Source organism: Azospirillum sp. 11R-A, from assembly GCF_049472615.1.
In the GTDB taxonomy this organism is placed as follows: Bacteria; Pseudomonadota; Alphaproteobacteria; order Azospirillales; family Azospirillaceae; genus Azospirillum; species Azospirillum palustre.
On sequence record NZ_JBCEBL010000025.1, the window covers coordinates 18,639 to 34,016 of the forward strand.

At 67.4% G+C, this 15,378-nt stretch carries 14 protein-coding genes; 4 read left to right on the top strand and 10 right to left on the bottom strand.

The features are described 5' to 3' along the window. Nucleotides 1-36: 36 nt before the first annotated feature. Together VH569_RS26575 and VH569_RS26580 are read right to left on the bottom strand one after the other, a co-directional pair. Entirely contained in the window at nt 37-1,254 is a 1,218-nt protein-coding gene (locus VH569_RS26575; RefSeq protein WP_423319273.1) for a hypothetical protein, read from the bottom strand. A 31-nt stretch (nt 1,255-1,285) separates the two neighbouring features. After that, nucleotides 1,286-1,789: a hypothetical protein gene (locus tag VH569_RS26580; RefSeq protein ID WP_423319274.1), complete on the bottom strand. Its 504-nt coding sequence runs from the start codon at nt 1,787-1,789 to the stop codon at nt 1,286-1,288. Between the two features lie 380 nt (nt 1,790-2,169). Here VH569_RS26580 and hutG point away from each other — a divergent pair, with 380 nt between their 5' ends. Further along, nucleotides 2,170-2,994 carry an N-formylglutamate deformylase gene (hutG, locus tag VH569_RS26585; RefSeq protein ID WP_423319276.1) on the top strand — a complete coding sequence of 275 codons (825 nt, stop codon included), beginning with the start codon at nt 2,170-2,172 and terminating at the stop codon, nt 2,992-2,994. Between the two features lie 108 nt (nt 2,995-3,102). Here hutG and VH569_RS26590 read toward each other — a convergent pair whose 3' ends face one another. The 7 genes from VH569_RS26590 to VH569_RS26620 form a co-directional block, all read right to left on the bottom strand. Next, complete coding sequence (locus VH569_RS26590; RefSeq protein ID WP_423319278.1) at nt 3,103-4,518, bottom strand: ATP-binding protein; 1,416 nt, start codon at nt 4,516-4,518, stop codon at nt 3,103-3,105. Between the two features lie 749 nt (nt 4,519-5,267). Next, nucleotides 5,268-5,756, bottom strand: coding sequence for a MarR family winged helix-turn-helix transcriptional regulator (locus VH569_RS26595; protein ID WP_109051694.1), 489 nt, complete (start codon nt 5,754-5,756; stop codon nt 5,268-5,270). Between the two features lie 217 nt (nt 5,757-5,973). Continuing rightward, nucleotides 5,974-6,753 (bottom strand): SDR family oxidoreductase, encoded by a 780-nt coding sequence (locus VH569_RS26600; protein ID WP_423319280.1) that lies wholly within the window; start codon nt 6,751-6,753, stop codon nt 5,974-5,976. Between the two features lie 23 nt (nt 6,754-6,776). Next, a complete protein-coding gene (locus tag VH569_RS26605) occupies nt 6,777-7,499 on the bottom strand; it encodes an HdaA/DnaA family protein (protein ID WP_377809267.1) in 723 nt (240 codons plus the stop codon). A gap of 13 nt (nt 7,500-7,512) precedes the next feature. Next, complete coding sequence (locus tag VH569_RS26610) at nt 7,513-8,580, bottom strand: AI-2E family transporter (RefSeq protein WP_395459596.1); 1,068 nt, start codon at nt 8,578-8,580, stop codon at nt 7,513-7,515. After that, nucleotides 8,577-9,137: a CDP-alcohol phosphatidyltransferase family protein gene (locus tag VH569_RS26615; RefSeq protein WP_109051690.1), complete on the bottom strand. Its 561-nt coding sequence runs from the start codon at nt 9,135-9,137 to the stop codon at nt 8,577-8,579. Before VH569_RS26615 ends, VH569_RS26610 begins: the two co-directional genes overlap by 4 nt. Continuing rightward, on the bottom strand, nt 9,134-10,471 hold the full coding sequence (locus VH569_RS26620; protein ID WP_423319283.1) for a DUF2066 domain-containing protein: 1,338 nt from the start codon (nt 10,469-10,471) through the stop codon (nt 9,134-9,136). The genes VH569_RS26615 and VH569_RS26620 overlap by 4 nt, the downstream gene beginning before the upstream one ends. Nucleotides 10,472-10,613: 142 nt before the next feature. Between VH569_RS26620 and purM the strand changes: the two genes are divergently transcribed. The 3 genes from purM (at nt 10,614) to VH569_RS26635 (ending at nt 12,630) form a co-directional block, all read left to right on the top strand. Beyond that, nucleotides 10,614-11,675 carry a phosphoribosylformylglycinamidine cyclo-ligase gene (gene purM, locus VH569_RS26625; RefSeq protein ID WP_423319285.1) on the top strand — a complete coding sequence of 354 codons (1,062 nt, stop codon included), beginning with the start codon at nt 10,614-10,616 and terminating at the stop codon, nt 11,673-11,675. Nucleotides 11,676-11,696: 21 nt separating this feature from the next. Beyond that, nucleotides 11,697-12,362 (top strand): phosphoribosylglycinamide formyltransferase, encoded by a 666-nt coding sequence (gene purN, locus VH569_RS26630; RefSeq protein WP_423319287.1) that lies wholly within the window; start codon nt 11,697-11,699, stop codon nt 12,360-12,362. A 124-nt stretch (nt 12,363-12,486) separates the two neighbouring features. Then, nucleotides 12,487-12,630 carry an aa3-type cytochrome c oxidase subunit IV gene (locus VH569_RS26635; protein ID WP_109051686.1) on the top strand — a complete coding sequence of 48 codons (144 nt, stop codon included), beginning with the start codon at nt 12,487-12,489 and terminating at the stop codon, nt 12,628-12,630. A 45-nt stretch (nt 12,631-12,675) separates the two neighbouring features. On the opposite strand, the gene VH569_RS26640 is transcribed toward VH569_RS26635, so the two are convergent. Continuing rightward, a complete protein-coding gene (locus VH569_RS26640) occupies nt 12,676-15,324 on the bottom strand; it encodes a valine--tRNA ligase (protein WP_423319290.1) in 2,649 nt (882 codons plus the stop codon). Nucleotides 15,325-15,378: the final 54 nt, after the last annotated feature.

The following is a 15,378-nucleotide window of genomic DNA, read 5'->3' on the forward strand; positions in this document are numbered from 1 at the left end:
CGAAGCGGTAATTACACGCGAAAGTATGAAGATCCTCTAAGAATCAGACAACCCCTTCCTGCACTCGGCCGCCAAAAGCATCAGGGATAGGATGACGCCGGTGTCAAGGTACTTGAAGCTGGTGTGGAGGCAGAGCGCCATCGCCAGCGGCGGCACCACCGCCAGGGCCAGCGGCGGATCGGCCGCCAGCAGCCCGCACCAGGGCCTGACCAGCGCACCGAGATAGGCCGCCAGCGCCACCATGCCGCACAGTCCGGCCTTCAGCAGGCTGTAGCTCGCCAGCGTGTGGGTATAGCTGACCCGCCAGCCGCCCACCGCCGGATTGGCGATCCGTGCGCCCCAGCCGTCGCCGAACAGCAATGACCAGGGAGAGGCGACGGCATGCTCGATCACCGCCACCGCCTCTTCCCACCGGGCATTGATCCCGGTCAGCCGCGTCTTCTCCGCCGCCTGCTGCCATGCTCCGACCAGCGCATCCCCACCGACGGCAGCCGCCAGCCCCAGACCGATCAGCAGAGGCAAGGCCAGCCACGCCTGCCGCCGCGCCCACCACAGGGCGATCAGCGCCAGCGACAGCAGCGCCAACCCCAGCGCGGTGCGGTGGACCGCTCCGGCCAGCGCGGCAAGGCAGAGAGCCCCGCCGACGGCGCAGGGGATCGCGGCGAGCCACCAGCGGAACCGGCCGCCGATGCCGATCAGCGACAATGCCATCGCCGGCAGGACCACGGCGGCGAACAGCACCGCAGGCGCGTTGAGCAGATAGGCGCCACCGTCGGCCATCGCCCGCTGTCCGATGGCGCCGAACCCCCAATCCGCCTGCCGCCACCAGCGCAAGGCCAGCAGCAGGCCGGCAATGCCAAGCCCACCGGCCAGCGCGCACACGGCGATCCGCCCCGCGGCGCGCAGCGCCGGTACCAGAAGCACGGGAAGGAACAGGTACAAGAGGGGCACGACGTCGCGCAGGATATCGACCGCGTCCCACCCCAGCGCGGCCCCACGCAGCAGCGGCACCCACAGCAGCCAGGCGAATGCCGAAACCGCCACCGGCATCCATTCCCTGTCAGGCGACGTCCGCAGCGCATGGCCGCTCGCCACCGCCAGAGGCCATTTCCAGCCGATCGACAGCAGCATCAGAAGGCCGATGGACAGTTCCACCCCTCGCAGGGCCGGCGGCGCCGGCACGCTGAGGCCGCCATAGAGAAGCAGGGCTGCCGCCATCGACAGCGCGCCCATCCGTGCGGCGGCCACCGTCATGGCCGCCCCTGACGGAAATCGGCCGCGTGGCTCAGGCCCAGCGCTGCTCGGCGCGGTCCAGGCGATAGAACAATCCCTCCTGCGGGCGCAGCCGCAAGGTTCCGGTCAGGGTCAGCGGTTCCCGCGTCGCCGGCAGGGCGATGGCGGTGTGGACATGCATCATGGTTGCCGGTCCGGGGCTTTCGCAGGCGGGACAGCCCATCGGATTGGCCGACAGGATGAAGCGGTTGTGGGTGGCGCCGTCGGTCAGCGGCACCATGAAGCCGCGCACGGTGACCGGCCGGCCGTCCAACGCCGACACCTTCACCGGAAATTGCGGATCGCCGGCCAGACCGCCCATCCGCACGGCGCCCAGGTCGCGCCAGATCGCCGTGGACTCGTCCAGCGGCAGATGAAAGGGGCCGGCGGGGTGGCTCGGCGCCTCCGGCGTTCCGGCAGCCCAAACGGCCCAGCCGGCGACGGGGGCGAGCGCAAGCGGCAACAAAATCTGGCGCCGGCCGGGCATGGCCGTGCCAAGACGGGTGGCGGTGGTCATGGTCGCTTCTCCCCTGCTGCGTTGCTTCGTCACCGGGGCTGCGAAATCGGGGCGCCGTGTGTTGTCGAAGTCTTTTGTCCGGTCGCCTGGGAACTATCCGAGGAACAGCTGTGTCCGGTGCGGGGCGACGCCTTCTGTTGGGCGGTCGCCGATTGCGCGAAAGTCTCCGGCAAGCGAAGTTCAAGGTCAACCGGCAATTCTGCCGGGCGCAGCAGGAAATGGAACGCGTAAGGATAGGTTTCCACCAACCCGGCATCCTCACTCTTTCAAAAAAACGCAATCTGTTTGACGGGGTGCGGCACCGCCCGTCATAGTCCCACCGCTGCCCCTGCCGCACTGCACACAGTGCGGCGCAAGCCGTTCCGATGACGAGACGAGCCATGGAAACCTTCCGCTTCCAGCCGGGCGAAACCCCGGTCCTGCTCAGCATTCCGCATGTCGGGACCATGATTCCGCCGGACATCGCCGCAGCGATGACGCCGGAGGGACTGGTGCAGCCCGACGTCGACCGCCATCTGGACCGGTTGTACCACTTCGCCCCCGCGCTCGGAATCGGTTTCCTGACTGCCCTGTGCTCGCGTTATGTGGTGGACCTCAACCGCGATCCCGACGGCATCGTGCCGCAGCCGGGGCAGGCCCCCACCGAAATCTGCCCCCTGACGACATTCGACCGCGCCCCGATCTATCGACCGGGACTGGAGCCCGACCGTGCGGAGATCGAACGGCGGGTCGGCGCCTATTGGCGCCCCTATCATGAGCAGATGCGCAGCGAGTTGCGCGCCTTGCGCGACCGCTATGGCGTAGCAATCCTGTTCGATGCCCATTCGGTGCGCAGCACGGTTCCGCGCTTCTTCGACGGCACCCTGCCCGACTTCAACCTGGGCACCGGCGACGGCAGCAGCGCCGCCCAGCCGCTGGTCGTCCGGCTGATGAACGTGCTTTCGGCATCGGAGCGCTATTCAGCCGCGCTGAACGGCCGCCTGCGCGGCGGTTTCATCATCCGCAGCTATGGCCAGCCGGAAGAGAACATCCACGCCATCCAGCTCGAACTGACCCAGTCCACCTATATGGACGAGGACTCCCCTTATCACTTCCGCCCGGCGCTGGCGGCAGAGGTGAAGCCGTCGCTGGAGCGGCTGCTGAGCGTCGTGGTCGAATGGGCATGGCAGAAGGCGAGCGGCCAGCGGCGGGCGGCGTTCCTGTAACGCCCCACCGCCTGCCAAGAGACCCGCTGTGCAAAAGGGTCCACCATGAAAGAGTGGCCCTCCCCCGTCGCCGGGGAAGGGCCGAAGGACGGCCTGATCGGGGATGGATCAGATCTGGCCGCGCTCGCTGGCCTGACGCATCAGGACATATTGGCGCATCATCTGGTTGCGGAAGCGGTAGCGCTCCAGTCCCGGCTCGACCACCGGGGCCAGGACGCCGCCATGGTCCTCCCGCGTCAGGCGCTTCAGCAGGTCGAGCGTCGAGGCGCTCGGCAATTCTCCGCTGTCACCAGCCAGATCGTTGGGATCGAACACGCCATAGGCATCGGCCGGGCACAGCGCCGCAGCCAGCAGCGCGTCCTCCAGCTCGGCCCGACGGTCGGCAGCCAGCGCACGGGCGTAGCTCTCGACAATGCCGCGCTCGGCCTCCTGCAGGCAGCGGGCGACGGCATAGGCCAGATCCGGCCGCTCCACCAGCTTGCTTCCCCGGCTGACGGCGCTGCGCGCCGCATGAAGGCCGAGAAGCTGGGCGTAATAGGGCAGGCCACGCACGAACTCCGCGATCCGCCGCACCACGTCGGGGGCGAACTCGATGCCGGCATTCTGCGCACCGGCCTGGATCAGCCGGCCGATCTCCTGATCGGTCATCAGCGGAAGATGCACCGGAACCAGCGAGCGCTGGATCGACGGATGCTTGCCCAGCAGCTGGTCGAGATTCTCAGCGACGCCGACCACCAGCAGGGTGACCGGGATCGAGCTGTCGGTCAGGTTCTTGAACAGCTCCGCCAGCTTGTTGCGGAAATCCTCGTCCTGGACGCGGTCGTACTCGTCCAGGATCAGCAGCACATGGGTGGCGTGGATGCCCGACAGAACCTCGTTCAGCTCGGTGACGCTGAAGGTGCCGTCCGGCAGCAGCTCGTTCAGGCTGGCGAAGTTGCGCCGCGCCGCGAACGGATTGTCGAGCGCGGAACGGTAATAGGTCGACGGGATCTTCTTCAGGAAGTGCCTGAAGATGTCCTCGAAACTCAGTTCGCCGCTGCAGGTCAGCTTCAGCGACAGATAGCCCGCCTGCCCCGCGATCTTTTCGATCGCATTGGCGACGGAGGTCTTTCCGCGGCCGCGGTCGCCATAGAGGATGACGTGCGCCCGCTCCTCTTCGATGGCCGAGATGATGCGGCGCAGCGTGTCGTTGCGGCCGATGAACAGGCCGTTCAGCTGCTGCTTCGGCCGGGTCGGCGTGAAGGCTTCGCGCAGAAGGCCGTTCAGCTCCGGCGTCAGGCCCTTCAGCATGGCCGGCGCATTGGCGCCCATGCCGCCGCGATAGCCGCCGTTGACGGACATCGTAAAGCGCGGCAGGTCGTGCTCGCCCTCGGCATCCTGGCCGCCCGGCTGCGGGAACATGTGGCCGCGGCGGTCGCCGGTGGCCTCGTTGTCGATGATATCGGGCAGCCGCGGCGCGGCCGGACCGCGCATCGCTTCGAATCCGGCACGGCCGCCGATGCCGGCGCCGATGCCACCACCCATGTTGCCGTCCACCGGACGCAGGTGAGCCCCACCGGGCCGGGCGAATCCAGGTCCATTGGAAAAGCCACCGGCCCCGGCATTGCCCATCCCAGGCCCCGCGACGCCGGGACCGCCCATGCCAGGACCACCCATGCCCGGTCCGCCGGTCAGCGGATTCGAACCAAGGCCGCCACCGGTGATGCCCGGATTACCAAGGCCGCCACCGGCAGCCGGCATGCGCTCGTCGGCCACAGCGGCCGAACGACGCTTTCGAAAGAAATTCCGCATCCGTCCCAATCCCCACGCGTTGTCGGCGTTCGCGGAACCGCCCCCCTTTCGGCTTCTCGAATGGGCCAGGGACGGGTCCGCGTGTTCCCGATGTAAGCGCTGCGCCGGCCGGGGTGGGCTGGGATTTCGGATATAATACCGACGCGGCATTCCCCCTTTGGGGACCTCTTTCGAAGGGATGCGCCCCCGAAACCCCTGGGCGCATCCCGGCCATCCTCAGCCGATCAGAATCGGCCCGACCGTGGCCCAGCCGTAGAGCACCGCCAGGAAAAAGGCGAGGGTCATGCATTCACGCAGGAAAGCCAGAACCGACATGCCAACCTCCATTGTTCTCGTCTTGTTCTGATAGAGCTACCAGAACGAACAAAGAACGGCAACCAGCTAGTTCCGTCTATGTTCCCGTTCCGGACTCAGGTGTTCCATTCCGGACACAGATCGAACGAACAGGAGGTAGAAAGTTACGTGTCGAATGCAGGAATCTGTCAGGCCGGATCGGCGTCGTCGTAGCGGATCAGGTCGGTCCAGGCGCGTTCCAGCCGGCGCAGCGTGCGATAGGTGGTTTCGAAGTCGGCACCGTCGCTGTCGGTGCGCAGCAGGGTGTCGGCGCGCGTCGCTTCCAGCTTTTTCAGCGCCTCGCAGGTGGCAAGCCCCTGGGCGGACAGCTTGAGGCGGGCTGCCCGCCGGTCACGCTGGGACGGGCTACGGTCGACATAGCCCGCCTCCACCAGATGCTTCAGATTGTAGGACGCGTTGGAGCCCAGATAATAGCCGCGCTCCAGCAGGTCGCGGACCGACAGTTCCTCGGTGCCTATGTGCAGCAGCATCAGCGCCTGTGTCGGGCTGAGGTCGGTCACGCCGATGCGGGCCAGTTCCATCCGAAGCACGTCAAGGAAGCGCCGGGTGATGCTCTCCATGACGCGGCCAAGGTCGGTGTAGACCGCGGGGGCCGCCACACTCTGCTGCATGCTCATCGTTCCTGTGCCAGTGGCTCGCAAAAGCCGTTGTCCGGTCGCCGCGGCACTGCCGCGTTTTGCCGACCGGCGGACCGGAGAAGCGGCGCCCAAGCCGATGCTGGAGCACCCCTTCCCGTCGCCGTTTCTTAATGGCCTGTGACGATGGGCGGATTTTATTGCGAATTGGAGAGACAAACTTGAGACGCGGCGGCGGCCCGTCTCCCGATACCGCAGGTTACATCGTGCCGGGGAAGGCTCCGCCATCCAAAAGGATGTTCTGCCCGGTCATGAAACCGGAGCTTGCGGCACAAAGAAAGGCACAGGCAGCCCCGAATTCCTCCGGATCGCCGAATCGGCCGGAGGGATTCGACTTGCGGCGCAGTTCCATCTCTTCGTCGATGCTGCGTCCGCCGGCCTTGGCACCGCCTTCCATCGTCTTGCGCAGGCGGTCGGTCTCGAAGGGGCCGGGCAGCAGGTTGTTGATGGTGACGTTGTGCTTCACCGTCTGGCGCGACAGGCCGGCGACGAAGCCGGTCAGACCGGTGCGGGCACCGTTCGACAGGCCCAGAATCGGGATCGGCGCCTTCACCGCGGCCGAGGTGATGTTGACGATCCGGCCGAACCCCCGGGACATCATGCCGTCCACCGTCGCCTTGATCAGAAAGATCGGCGTCAGCATGTTGGCGTCCAGCGCGCGGATCCAATCCTCGCGGTCCCAGTCGTGGAAGTCGCCCGGCGGCGGGCCGCCGGCATTGTTGATCAGGATGTCCGGCTCCGGGCAGGCGGCGAGCGCCGCGGCCCGCCCCTCCTCCGTCGAGATGTCTCCGGCGGCGGTGGTGACGGTGACGCCGGTCGCCTTGCGGATCTCGTCGGCGGTCGCCTCCAGTGCATCGGCGTTGCGGGCGGTCAGGGTGACATGCACGCCCTCGCGGGCCAGCGCGAAGGCGCAGGCGCGGCCCAGCCCCTTGCTGGCGGCGCAGACGATGGCGCGGCGGCCGGCAATACCCAAATCCATGGTCGTCTCTTCCCTTGTCGGTATCAGAGGATCGTTTTGGAACCGGATCGTTGCGGTTCCGTCCGTTGCAGTTCCGAAAGGACTTCCCGGGCCAACGGCACGGTCACGCCACGATGGGCGGCCAGCGACGCATGGTCCAGCGCCGCCACCAGACGGCGGGCGAAATCGAGCGACCGCTCCATCCGCGCCAGCAGATAGGTGATGACCTCCATCCCCGGCCGCAACTGGCGGTCGGCGAACAACTTGACCAGAACCGCGGCGAGCAGCGCGTCGTCGGGCGGCCGGACCTCGACAGCCGGCGCGCCCTTGATGCGCGACCGCAGGTCGGGAAGCTTCGTCCGCCAGTGCGACGGCGCCTTGCGCGACAGCAGCAGAAGATGGCCCCGCTGCTCGCGGGCGAGGTTGTAGAGATGGAACAAAGCCTGTTCCCGCTCCGGCTTTCCGGCAACCATGTCGGCATCCTCGACGACCACCGCGTTGGCGGGGGCCAGCAGGGACGGCACCGTTGCCGACTCGAGGGCATCGCCGCGGGTCACCAGGGCATGGCTGCGGGCGCGCCAGACCTGGGACAGGTGGGTCTTGCCGCAGCCGGCGGGTCCGTACAGCGTCAGAGCGGGGGCGGGCCAGGACGGCCAGCGGTCCAGCCACGCCACGGCATCGGCGTTGCTGGGTGCGACGAGGAAATCCTCGCAACCCATCGCCGTCCGGTGCCCGAGATCGAGCGGTATCTGCGCCGGCAAGCTCATGCGGACACACCCATCAGCGTTCCGCGTCGGTGCCGCGGTAGTACGGGCTCGAGAGATACTGTCGCAAGGCGAAGCGGGTCAACACGCCGATCACCGCGGCGACCGGAACCGCCAGCAGCACGCCGACGAATCCGAACAGGCTGCCGCCCGCCAGCAGGGCGAACATCACCCACACCGCATGCAGCCCGACCTTGTCGCCCACCAGCTTCGGCGTCAGGACATTGCCCTCCACCGCCTGCCCGAACAGGAAGATGCCGATGACGATGGCGACGCGCCAGAACTCGTCGAATTGCAACAGGGCAAGGCCGGTGCTGGCGACGAAGCCGAACAGAGTGCCGACATAGGGGATGAAGGACAGGAGCCCGGCCATCAGGCCGATCACCAGCCCGAAATCCAGCCCCGCCGCCGACAGCGCCAGTGCATAGAAGACGCCCAGCACGACGCAGACCGTCGCCTGCCCCCGCACGAAACCGGACAGGGTGACGTTCACCTCTCGCGCCTGCTCGCGCACCGTCTCGGCATGCTGGCGCGGCAGCCACGAATCGACCTTCCCCACCATCAGGTCCCAGTCGCGCATCATATAGAAGGCGACGACAGGGGTGATGAACATCAGCGTGACGATGTCGAACAGCGCCAGCCCGCCCGACAGGATGCGGGTGACGACACGGCCGACCAGCCCCGCCACCTCACCGGCATAATTGCCGGCGGCAGCGCGCAGCCGCTCGACATCGTCGGCCGGCAAGCGGTGGATGAAGCGGTTCAGCGCCGGGATCAGCCGTTCCTTCGCCAGGGTCGCATAGTTCGGCAGCACCTCCAGCAGATGGGAGACCTGCCCCTGCACCAGCGGCAGCAGAAGCAGCGCCATCAGCACCATGACCAGCACGAAGCCCAGCAGCACCAGCGTGGTGCCGAGCCAGCGCGGCAGCCCCGCCGCCTCCAGCCTGTCGACCGCGGGGTCGAGCAGATAGGCGATGGCCAGCCCGACCACGAAGGGCAGCAGCATGTCGGCCAGCAGCCACAGCGCCAGCACGAACAGCCCCAAGCCGATCAGCCAGAAGCGGAGCTGCTTGGCCGGCGTCACGGAACGCCGCCGAGCCGGTTGAACAGGAGAGCGCCCCGCCGGGCGTACAGCACACCGGACAGCACCGTCGTCACCGTGCAGACGTACACCAGCACCTCGACCAGCTCCCAGCCATACAGGTGGATGTCCGGCAGCCCCAGTGCCGGCGGCGCCAGAACGGCGGCGGCCAGCGCGATCTGCACCACCGTGTTCACCTTGCTGATGTAGAGCGGCTGCATCGCCAGCGTCTCCTTCAGCGTGAACAGCAGGATGACGCCACCGATGATCATGATGTCGCGGAACACCACCATCATCGCCAGCCACAACGGGATGGTGCCGACCCAGGCCAGGGCGATGTACACCCCGACGATCAGAGCCTTGTCGGCCAGCGGATCGAGATAGCCGCCCAGCACCGTACGCGCGCGGAACATGCGGGCGATGGCGCCGTCCAGCGCATCGGACAGACCGGCGGCGACGAAGAGGGCGAAGGCCCACTCCATCCTGCCGGTGAGGATCATGTACATCGCGGCCGGAACCGCCACGATGCGCAGGAACGTGATGATGTTGGGTACGCTCACGGTGCGCTCTTCGCCGGCAGCGTTCCCAGGTTGCGCGGCGGCGCGCCCATCGTGCCCACGGCACCCGCATCCATCGGCGCCGACGGCGCCAGCGATGTCGGGGAGGCCATCGGCGCGGCGGCGGACGGAACGGCACCGGCCGACGCGGCACCCGACCCGCGCGGCAGCAGCGTCAGCTGCCAGTCAGCCGACGGAACAGGCAGCGCGGGGTAACCGGCGGCAACAGGGGCGGCGACGGGCGGCGCGGCATGCGTGAACCCCAGATCCTGTCGGGCGAGCGCCTGGGCCAGCTGTTCGGGCGCACCGCGATAGGTCAGGGTGATCAGCGCCTCGCTGCGGGTGATCGACATCAGGGTGTTGCGGGTCACCGCATTGGCGGCGGACAGCCGCTTGCGCGTTTCCACCCAGTCGTTCACCGCGGTCAGCGGCACTCGGACGAGGGTGTTCTGCTCCGGACCGGTGGCGGTGGTGTGCTCGCGCTTCCACGAATCGTCGACCTGGGTGCCGACCGACGCAACGGCACGGTTCAGCAGCTCGTCGGCGCTGCCGCCGCCCTTCACCTGCACCGTCTGGTTCTCGCGCGTGCCGTCGAGCCCGTAACGGGTGACGTCGACCGTCAGGCCGCGGGCCGGATCGGGGCCGTTGGCCGGAAGATCGGTGCGGGCGACAACGACTCCGCCCGCCTTGTAGGCCTGGGCGATGCGGGCGAGCGCGTCGGCATTGCCGGCGACGGCGTCCTCGCCGCTGATCGCCTGGGCATCGGACAGTTCGCCATCCGGCACCACCAGCGGCACCAGCGAGGCGGCGGGCTGCCGCGCCTCCCAGGCCGCGCGCCAGGGGGTGCGGTCCTGCCACAGGATGGTGCGCCCGTCGGTCAGCGTCACCGGCAGGATGACGAAGGGCCGCGACGGCGGCTCCACATACTGGGCGGCACCGCCGCTCTGACCGAGGGCATCGCGCACCGCATTGGGCCGGAACCGCACGGTGATGGCGCCGACATAGCGGCTTGCCGACACCTTCTCCTCGTCGATCTCGAAGCCCTGGACCAGCTTGGCGATCTCGCCGTCGGACAGGCGCGGAGGGTTGCCGCCGCCGGGAACGAGCCGGCGGTACAGCTCCACCCAGGCCTTGGCCTGCGCCTCGCGGATCGCCTGATCGCGCACAGTGGTCGGATTGCTGCCGTTGATGTCGACCCGGACGCCGGACACCGCAAAGGGGTCTGCAGCAGACGGGGCGGCGGCAGCGGAGGTGGCGGCGGAGGTGGCGGCCGGCGGCGGGGAACCGGTCTGCGCCCCGGCCGGCCCGGTCATCGTAACGACCAGAGCGGTGGACATGGCAGCAAGACCGGCGAGGAGCGGCGCGCGGCGGCGGTGGAGCATTGCAAAGCCTTCCGATTCGAGTATGTTCGGCCCGAGCCCAAGGCCCGGTATATAGCTCAGCCCAAGCGAGGATACCATCAGCACCCAGTCCTATAACATGTCCGACGCCTACAAGCAGGCCGGTGTGGACATCGATGCGGGCAACGCGCTTGTCGAAGCGATCAAGCCGCTTGCCCGCTCCACCGCGCGTTCAGGCTCCGACGCGGGCCTGGGCGGTTTCGGCGCGCTGTTCGATCTGCGCGCCGCCGGCTACCAGGATCCGCTTCTGGTGGCGACGACCGATGGCGTCGGCACCAAGCTGAAGGTGGCGATTCTCGCCAACCGTCACGACACGGTCGGCATCGATCTCGTCGCCATGTGCGTCAACGATCTGGTGGTGCAGGGCGCCGAGCCTCTGCTGTTCCTGGATTACTACGCCACCGGCAAGCTCGACGTGGCCGCCGGCCGCGACATCGTCGCCGGCATCGCCGAAGGCTGCCGTCAGGCCGGCTGCGCGCTGGTTGGCGGCGAGACCGCCGAGATGCCCGGCATGTATTCGGAGGGCGATTACGATCTCGCCGGCTTCTCCGTCGGCGCGGTGGAACGCCAGCACGCCCTGACGGGTTCCGCCGTCCAGGCGGGCGACGTGGTCCTCGGCCTCGCCTCCACCGGCGTGCATTCCAACGGCTATTCGCTGGTTCGCAAGCTGGTCGAGAAGTCGGGCCTCGGCTACGACTCCGCCTGCCCGTGGGATGCCTCGAAGACGCTGGGCGAAGCCCTGCTGACCCCGACCCGCATCTATGTGAAGAGCACGCTGAAGGCGGTGCGCGCCGGCACGGTCCGTGCCATGGCCCACATCACCGGCGGCGGCTTGATCGAGAACATTCCGCGTGTCCTGCCGGACGGGCTGGGTGTCGTTCTCGACGCTTCGACCTGGACCCTGCCCCCCGTCTTCTCCTGGTTGATGAAGACCGGCGGCATCGCTCCGTACGAGATGGCGCGCACCTTCAACGTCGGCCTCGGCATGGTCGTCGTGGTTCCGGCCGACAAGGCGGCCGAGGCCATCGACATCCTGCGCGAAGGCGGCGAGACGGTCTTCACCATCGGCACCGTCACCGCCCTGAAGGACGGCGATGCCCGCGTGACCGTCACTGGCATGGACGCGGCCTGGACCGCGTAAGGGACGCCTAAGGATTCGTTGATGAGCAAGTTGAAGCTCGGCGTCCTGATCTCGGGGCGCGGCAGCAATCTGCAGGCGTTGATCGACGCCTGCGCCGCGCCGGGTTTCCCGGCCGAGATCGCGCTGGTGCTGTCCAACAAGGCCGATGCCTTCGGCCTTGAGCGTGCCTCCGGCGCCGGGATCGCCACCGCGGTGGTCGACCACCGCGGCTATCCCGGCGACAAACCGGCCTTCGAGGCGGCGATGGATGCCGCTCTGCGTGAGGCCGGTGTCGAGCTGGTCTGCCTTGCCGGCTTCATGCGCCTGCTGTCGCCCTGGTTCGTCGGGCAATGGCACAATGCGCTCATCAACATCCACCCGTCCCTGCTGCCCTCCTTCAAGGGGCTGGACACCCATGAGCGGGCGCTGGCCGCCGGCGTCCGCTTCCATGGCTGCACCGTCCATTATGTACGTCCGGAAATGGACGAGGGTCCGATCATCGCCCAGGCGGCGGTGCCGGTCCTGCCGGGCGACGACGGCCACAGCCTAGCCGACCGCGTCCTTTTGTCGGAACACCGGCTCTACCCGCACGCCGTCCGCCTGATCGCCGAAGGCCGCGCCCGAGTCGATGGCGATCTGGTGCGGATCGACGGTCCGGCTTCGGAGCTTGCGGCCCTGGTTAACCCGCCGCTGAACCAGCCGCTCTAGGCTCCGGCCCCTTCCGATCACCACCCTTCCGGCATGGTTGACGGTTCCACTCGGAATCTGTTGCGTTTCTGCGCGCCCGCGTCAAAATTTGCGGGCAAAAGAAACTGTTGGAGGATTGATCGATATGGCGGCCGTGAGTCCGAACCCGGTCAGTGCAGAGACCGTCCGCTCGCATCAGGCGACCTGGATCGCCTTCACCAAATTCATGAAGCTCAGCATCGCCGGGGTCATCGCCGTGCTCGTGCTGCTGGCGATCTTCACGCTGTAGCGGACGGATGGGGAGGAGGCGTAACCGAGCCCCCTCCCCCACACCTCACCCGGCCAGCATCTCCAGCGCCTTCTGCAGCTTGTCGCGGGCCTGATCGGCGGCCTCGCGGCGGTCGCGCTGCTCCTCGATCACCTCTCCCGGAGCCTTGGCGACGAACTGCTCGTTCGACAGCTTGGCGTCGATCTTCTTGATCTCGCCGGCCAGCTTGTCGATCTCCTTGGACAGGCGCGCCTTCTCCTTGTCGAGATCGACGATGCCTTCCAGCGGCAGAACCAGCGTCGTCTCGTCCAGCACCGCCTGGACGCTGCTCTTCGGTACATCGCCCTGGAGCGGCTCGACGCTGGACAGGCGCGCCATGCGCAGGATCAGGTCGCGGTGGGTGTCCAGCCGCTTCAGGCTGACCGCGTTCGGATCCTTCAGCTTCAGCTCGATCTGCGCCGCCGGCGGGACGTTCATCTCCGACCGCATGGAGCGGACCGAGCTGATCAGACGCACGACCCAATCCATCTCGTCGCGCGACGCCGGATCGACGCTGTCGGCGGCGAACTCCGGCCATTCAGCCGAGATCAGCCGGTTGGCACGGGCCGGCGACAGCTGCTCCCACAACTCTTCGGTGATGAAGGGCATCAGCGGATGCAGGATGTGCAGGATCTGGTCGAGCACCCAGGCGGTGGTCGCCCGCGTTTCCGCCTTCGCCGCCTCGTCGGTGCCGGCGAGGATCGGCTTGGTGAACTCCATGTACCAGTCGCAGAAGGTGCCCCAGGTGAACTGGTAGGCGGCACCGGCGGCCTCGTTGAACTTGTAGGCGTCGATCGACTCGGCGACCTTCTTCGCCGCGTCGGCCAGCGAGCCGACGATCCAGCGGTTGACCGTCTGGGTCAGGCCGACCGGCTTGTAGCCGGCGACCGGATCGCAGCCGTTCATCTGGCAGTAGCGGGCGGCGTTCCACAGCTTGGTGGCGAAGTTACGGTAGCCCTCGACCCGGTTCACCGCCAGCTTGATGTCGCGGCCTTGGGTTGCCATCGCCGACAGGGTGAAGCGCAGCGCATCGGTGCCGTACTGGTCGATGATCTCCAGCGGGTCGATGACGTTACCCTTCGACTTCGACATCTTCTGGCCCTTCTCGTCGCGGACAAGGGCATGGATGTAGACGGTGCGGAAGGGCACGTCCTTCATGAAATGCAGGCCCATCATCATCATCCGGGCGACCCAGAAGAAGATGATGTCGAAGCCGGTCACCAGCACGTCGGTCGGATAGTAGCGGTCCAGTTCCGGCGTCTGGTCCGGCCAGCCGAGCGTCGAGAAGGGCCACAGCGCCGACGAGAACCACGTGTCGAGCACATCGGCATCGCGCGTCAGCTCGACGTCGTTGCCGTAATGCACCTTCGCGGCAGCGCGGGCCTCCTCCTCGGTCTCCTCGACGAAGAAGGTGCCGTCCGGACCGTACCAGGCCGGGATCTGATGGCCCCACCAGATCTGGCGGCTGATGCACCAGGGCTGGATGTTGTGCATCCATTCGAAATAGGTGTTCTCCCACTGCTTGGGCACGAACACCGTCTTGCCGGTCTCCACCGCCTCGATGGCGGGCTTCGCCAGGGTCGCGGCATCGACATACCACTGGTCGGTCAGCCACGGCTCGATGGCGACGCCGGAGCGGTCGCCGTGCGGGACCATGTGGGTGTGCGGCTCGATCTTCTCCAGAAGCTCAAGCGCCTCCAGCTCGGCGACGATTTTCTTGCGCGCCTCGTAGCGATCCAGCCCGCGGTAGGCCTCGGGCACATTGTCGTTCAGCCGGGCATCGCGATCCATGATGTTGATCTGCTCGAGCCCGCAGCGCTTCCCGACCTCGAAGTCGTTGAAGTCGTGGGCCGGCGTGATCTTCACCGCACCCGACCCGGTCTCCGGATCGGCATATTCGTCGCCAACGATGGGGATCAGGCGACCGACCAGCGGCAGGCGGACCATCTTGCCGATCAGGTCCTTGTAGCGCTCATCCTCCGGATGCACCGCCACGCCGGTATCGCCCAGCATGGTTTCCGGACGGGTGGTGGCAACCACGATGAAGCGCCCCTCTTCCCCGTCGATGGGGTAGCGGAAGTGCCAGAGGTTGCCCTTGATCTCCTTCTGCTCGACCTCGAGGTCGGAGATCGCGGTGTGCAGCTTCGGGTCCCAGTTGACCAGCCGCTTGTCCTTGTAGATCAGGCCCTGGCGGTGCAGTTCGACGAACACCTTGCGGACGGCGCGGCTCAGCCCCTCGTCCATGGTGAAGCGTTCGCGCGGCCAGTCGGGCGAGGCGCCCAGGCGGCGCAGCTGGCGGGTGATGGTGCCGCCCGATTCGGCCTTCCACTCCCACACCTTGTCGATGAAGGCGTCGCGGCCGAAATCATGGCGGGTCTTGCCGTCCTTCGCCAGATTGCGCTCCACCACCATCTGGGTGGCGATGCCGGCATGGTCGGTGCCGGGCTGCCACAGGGCGTCGCGGCCGCGCATGCGGTTGTAGCGGGTCAGCACGTCCTGGATGGTGAAGGTCAGCGCATGGCCCATGTGCAGGCTGCCGGTGACGTTCGGCGGCGGCATCATGATGGTGTAGGGATTGCCGTTCCCCTGCGGCTGGGCGGCAAAGGCGCCCGACTCTTCCCACAGGCGGTAGTGCTTCTCCTCGACCTCGGCGGGCCGGTACGTCTTTTCCAACATCACCACGAACTTTCGCTAGAAACGTCTTAATCGGGGCTCAAACGGGCAGGGATC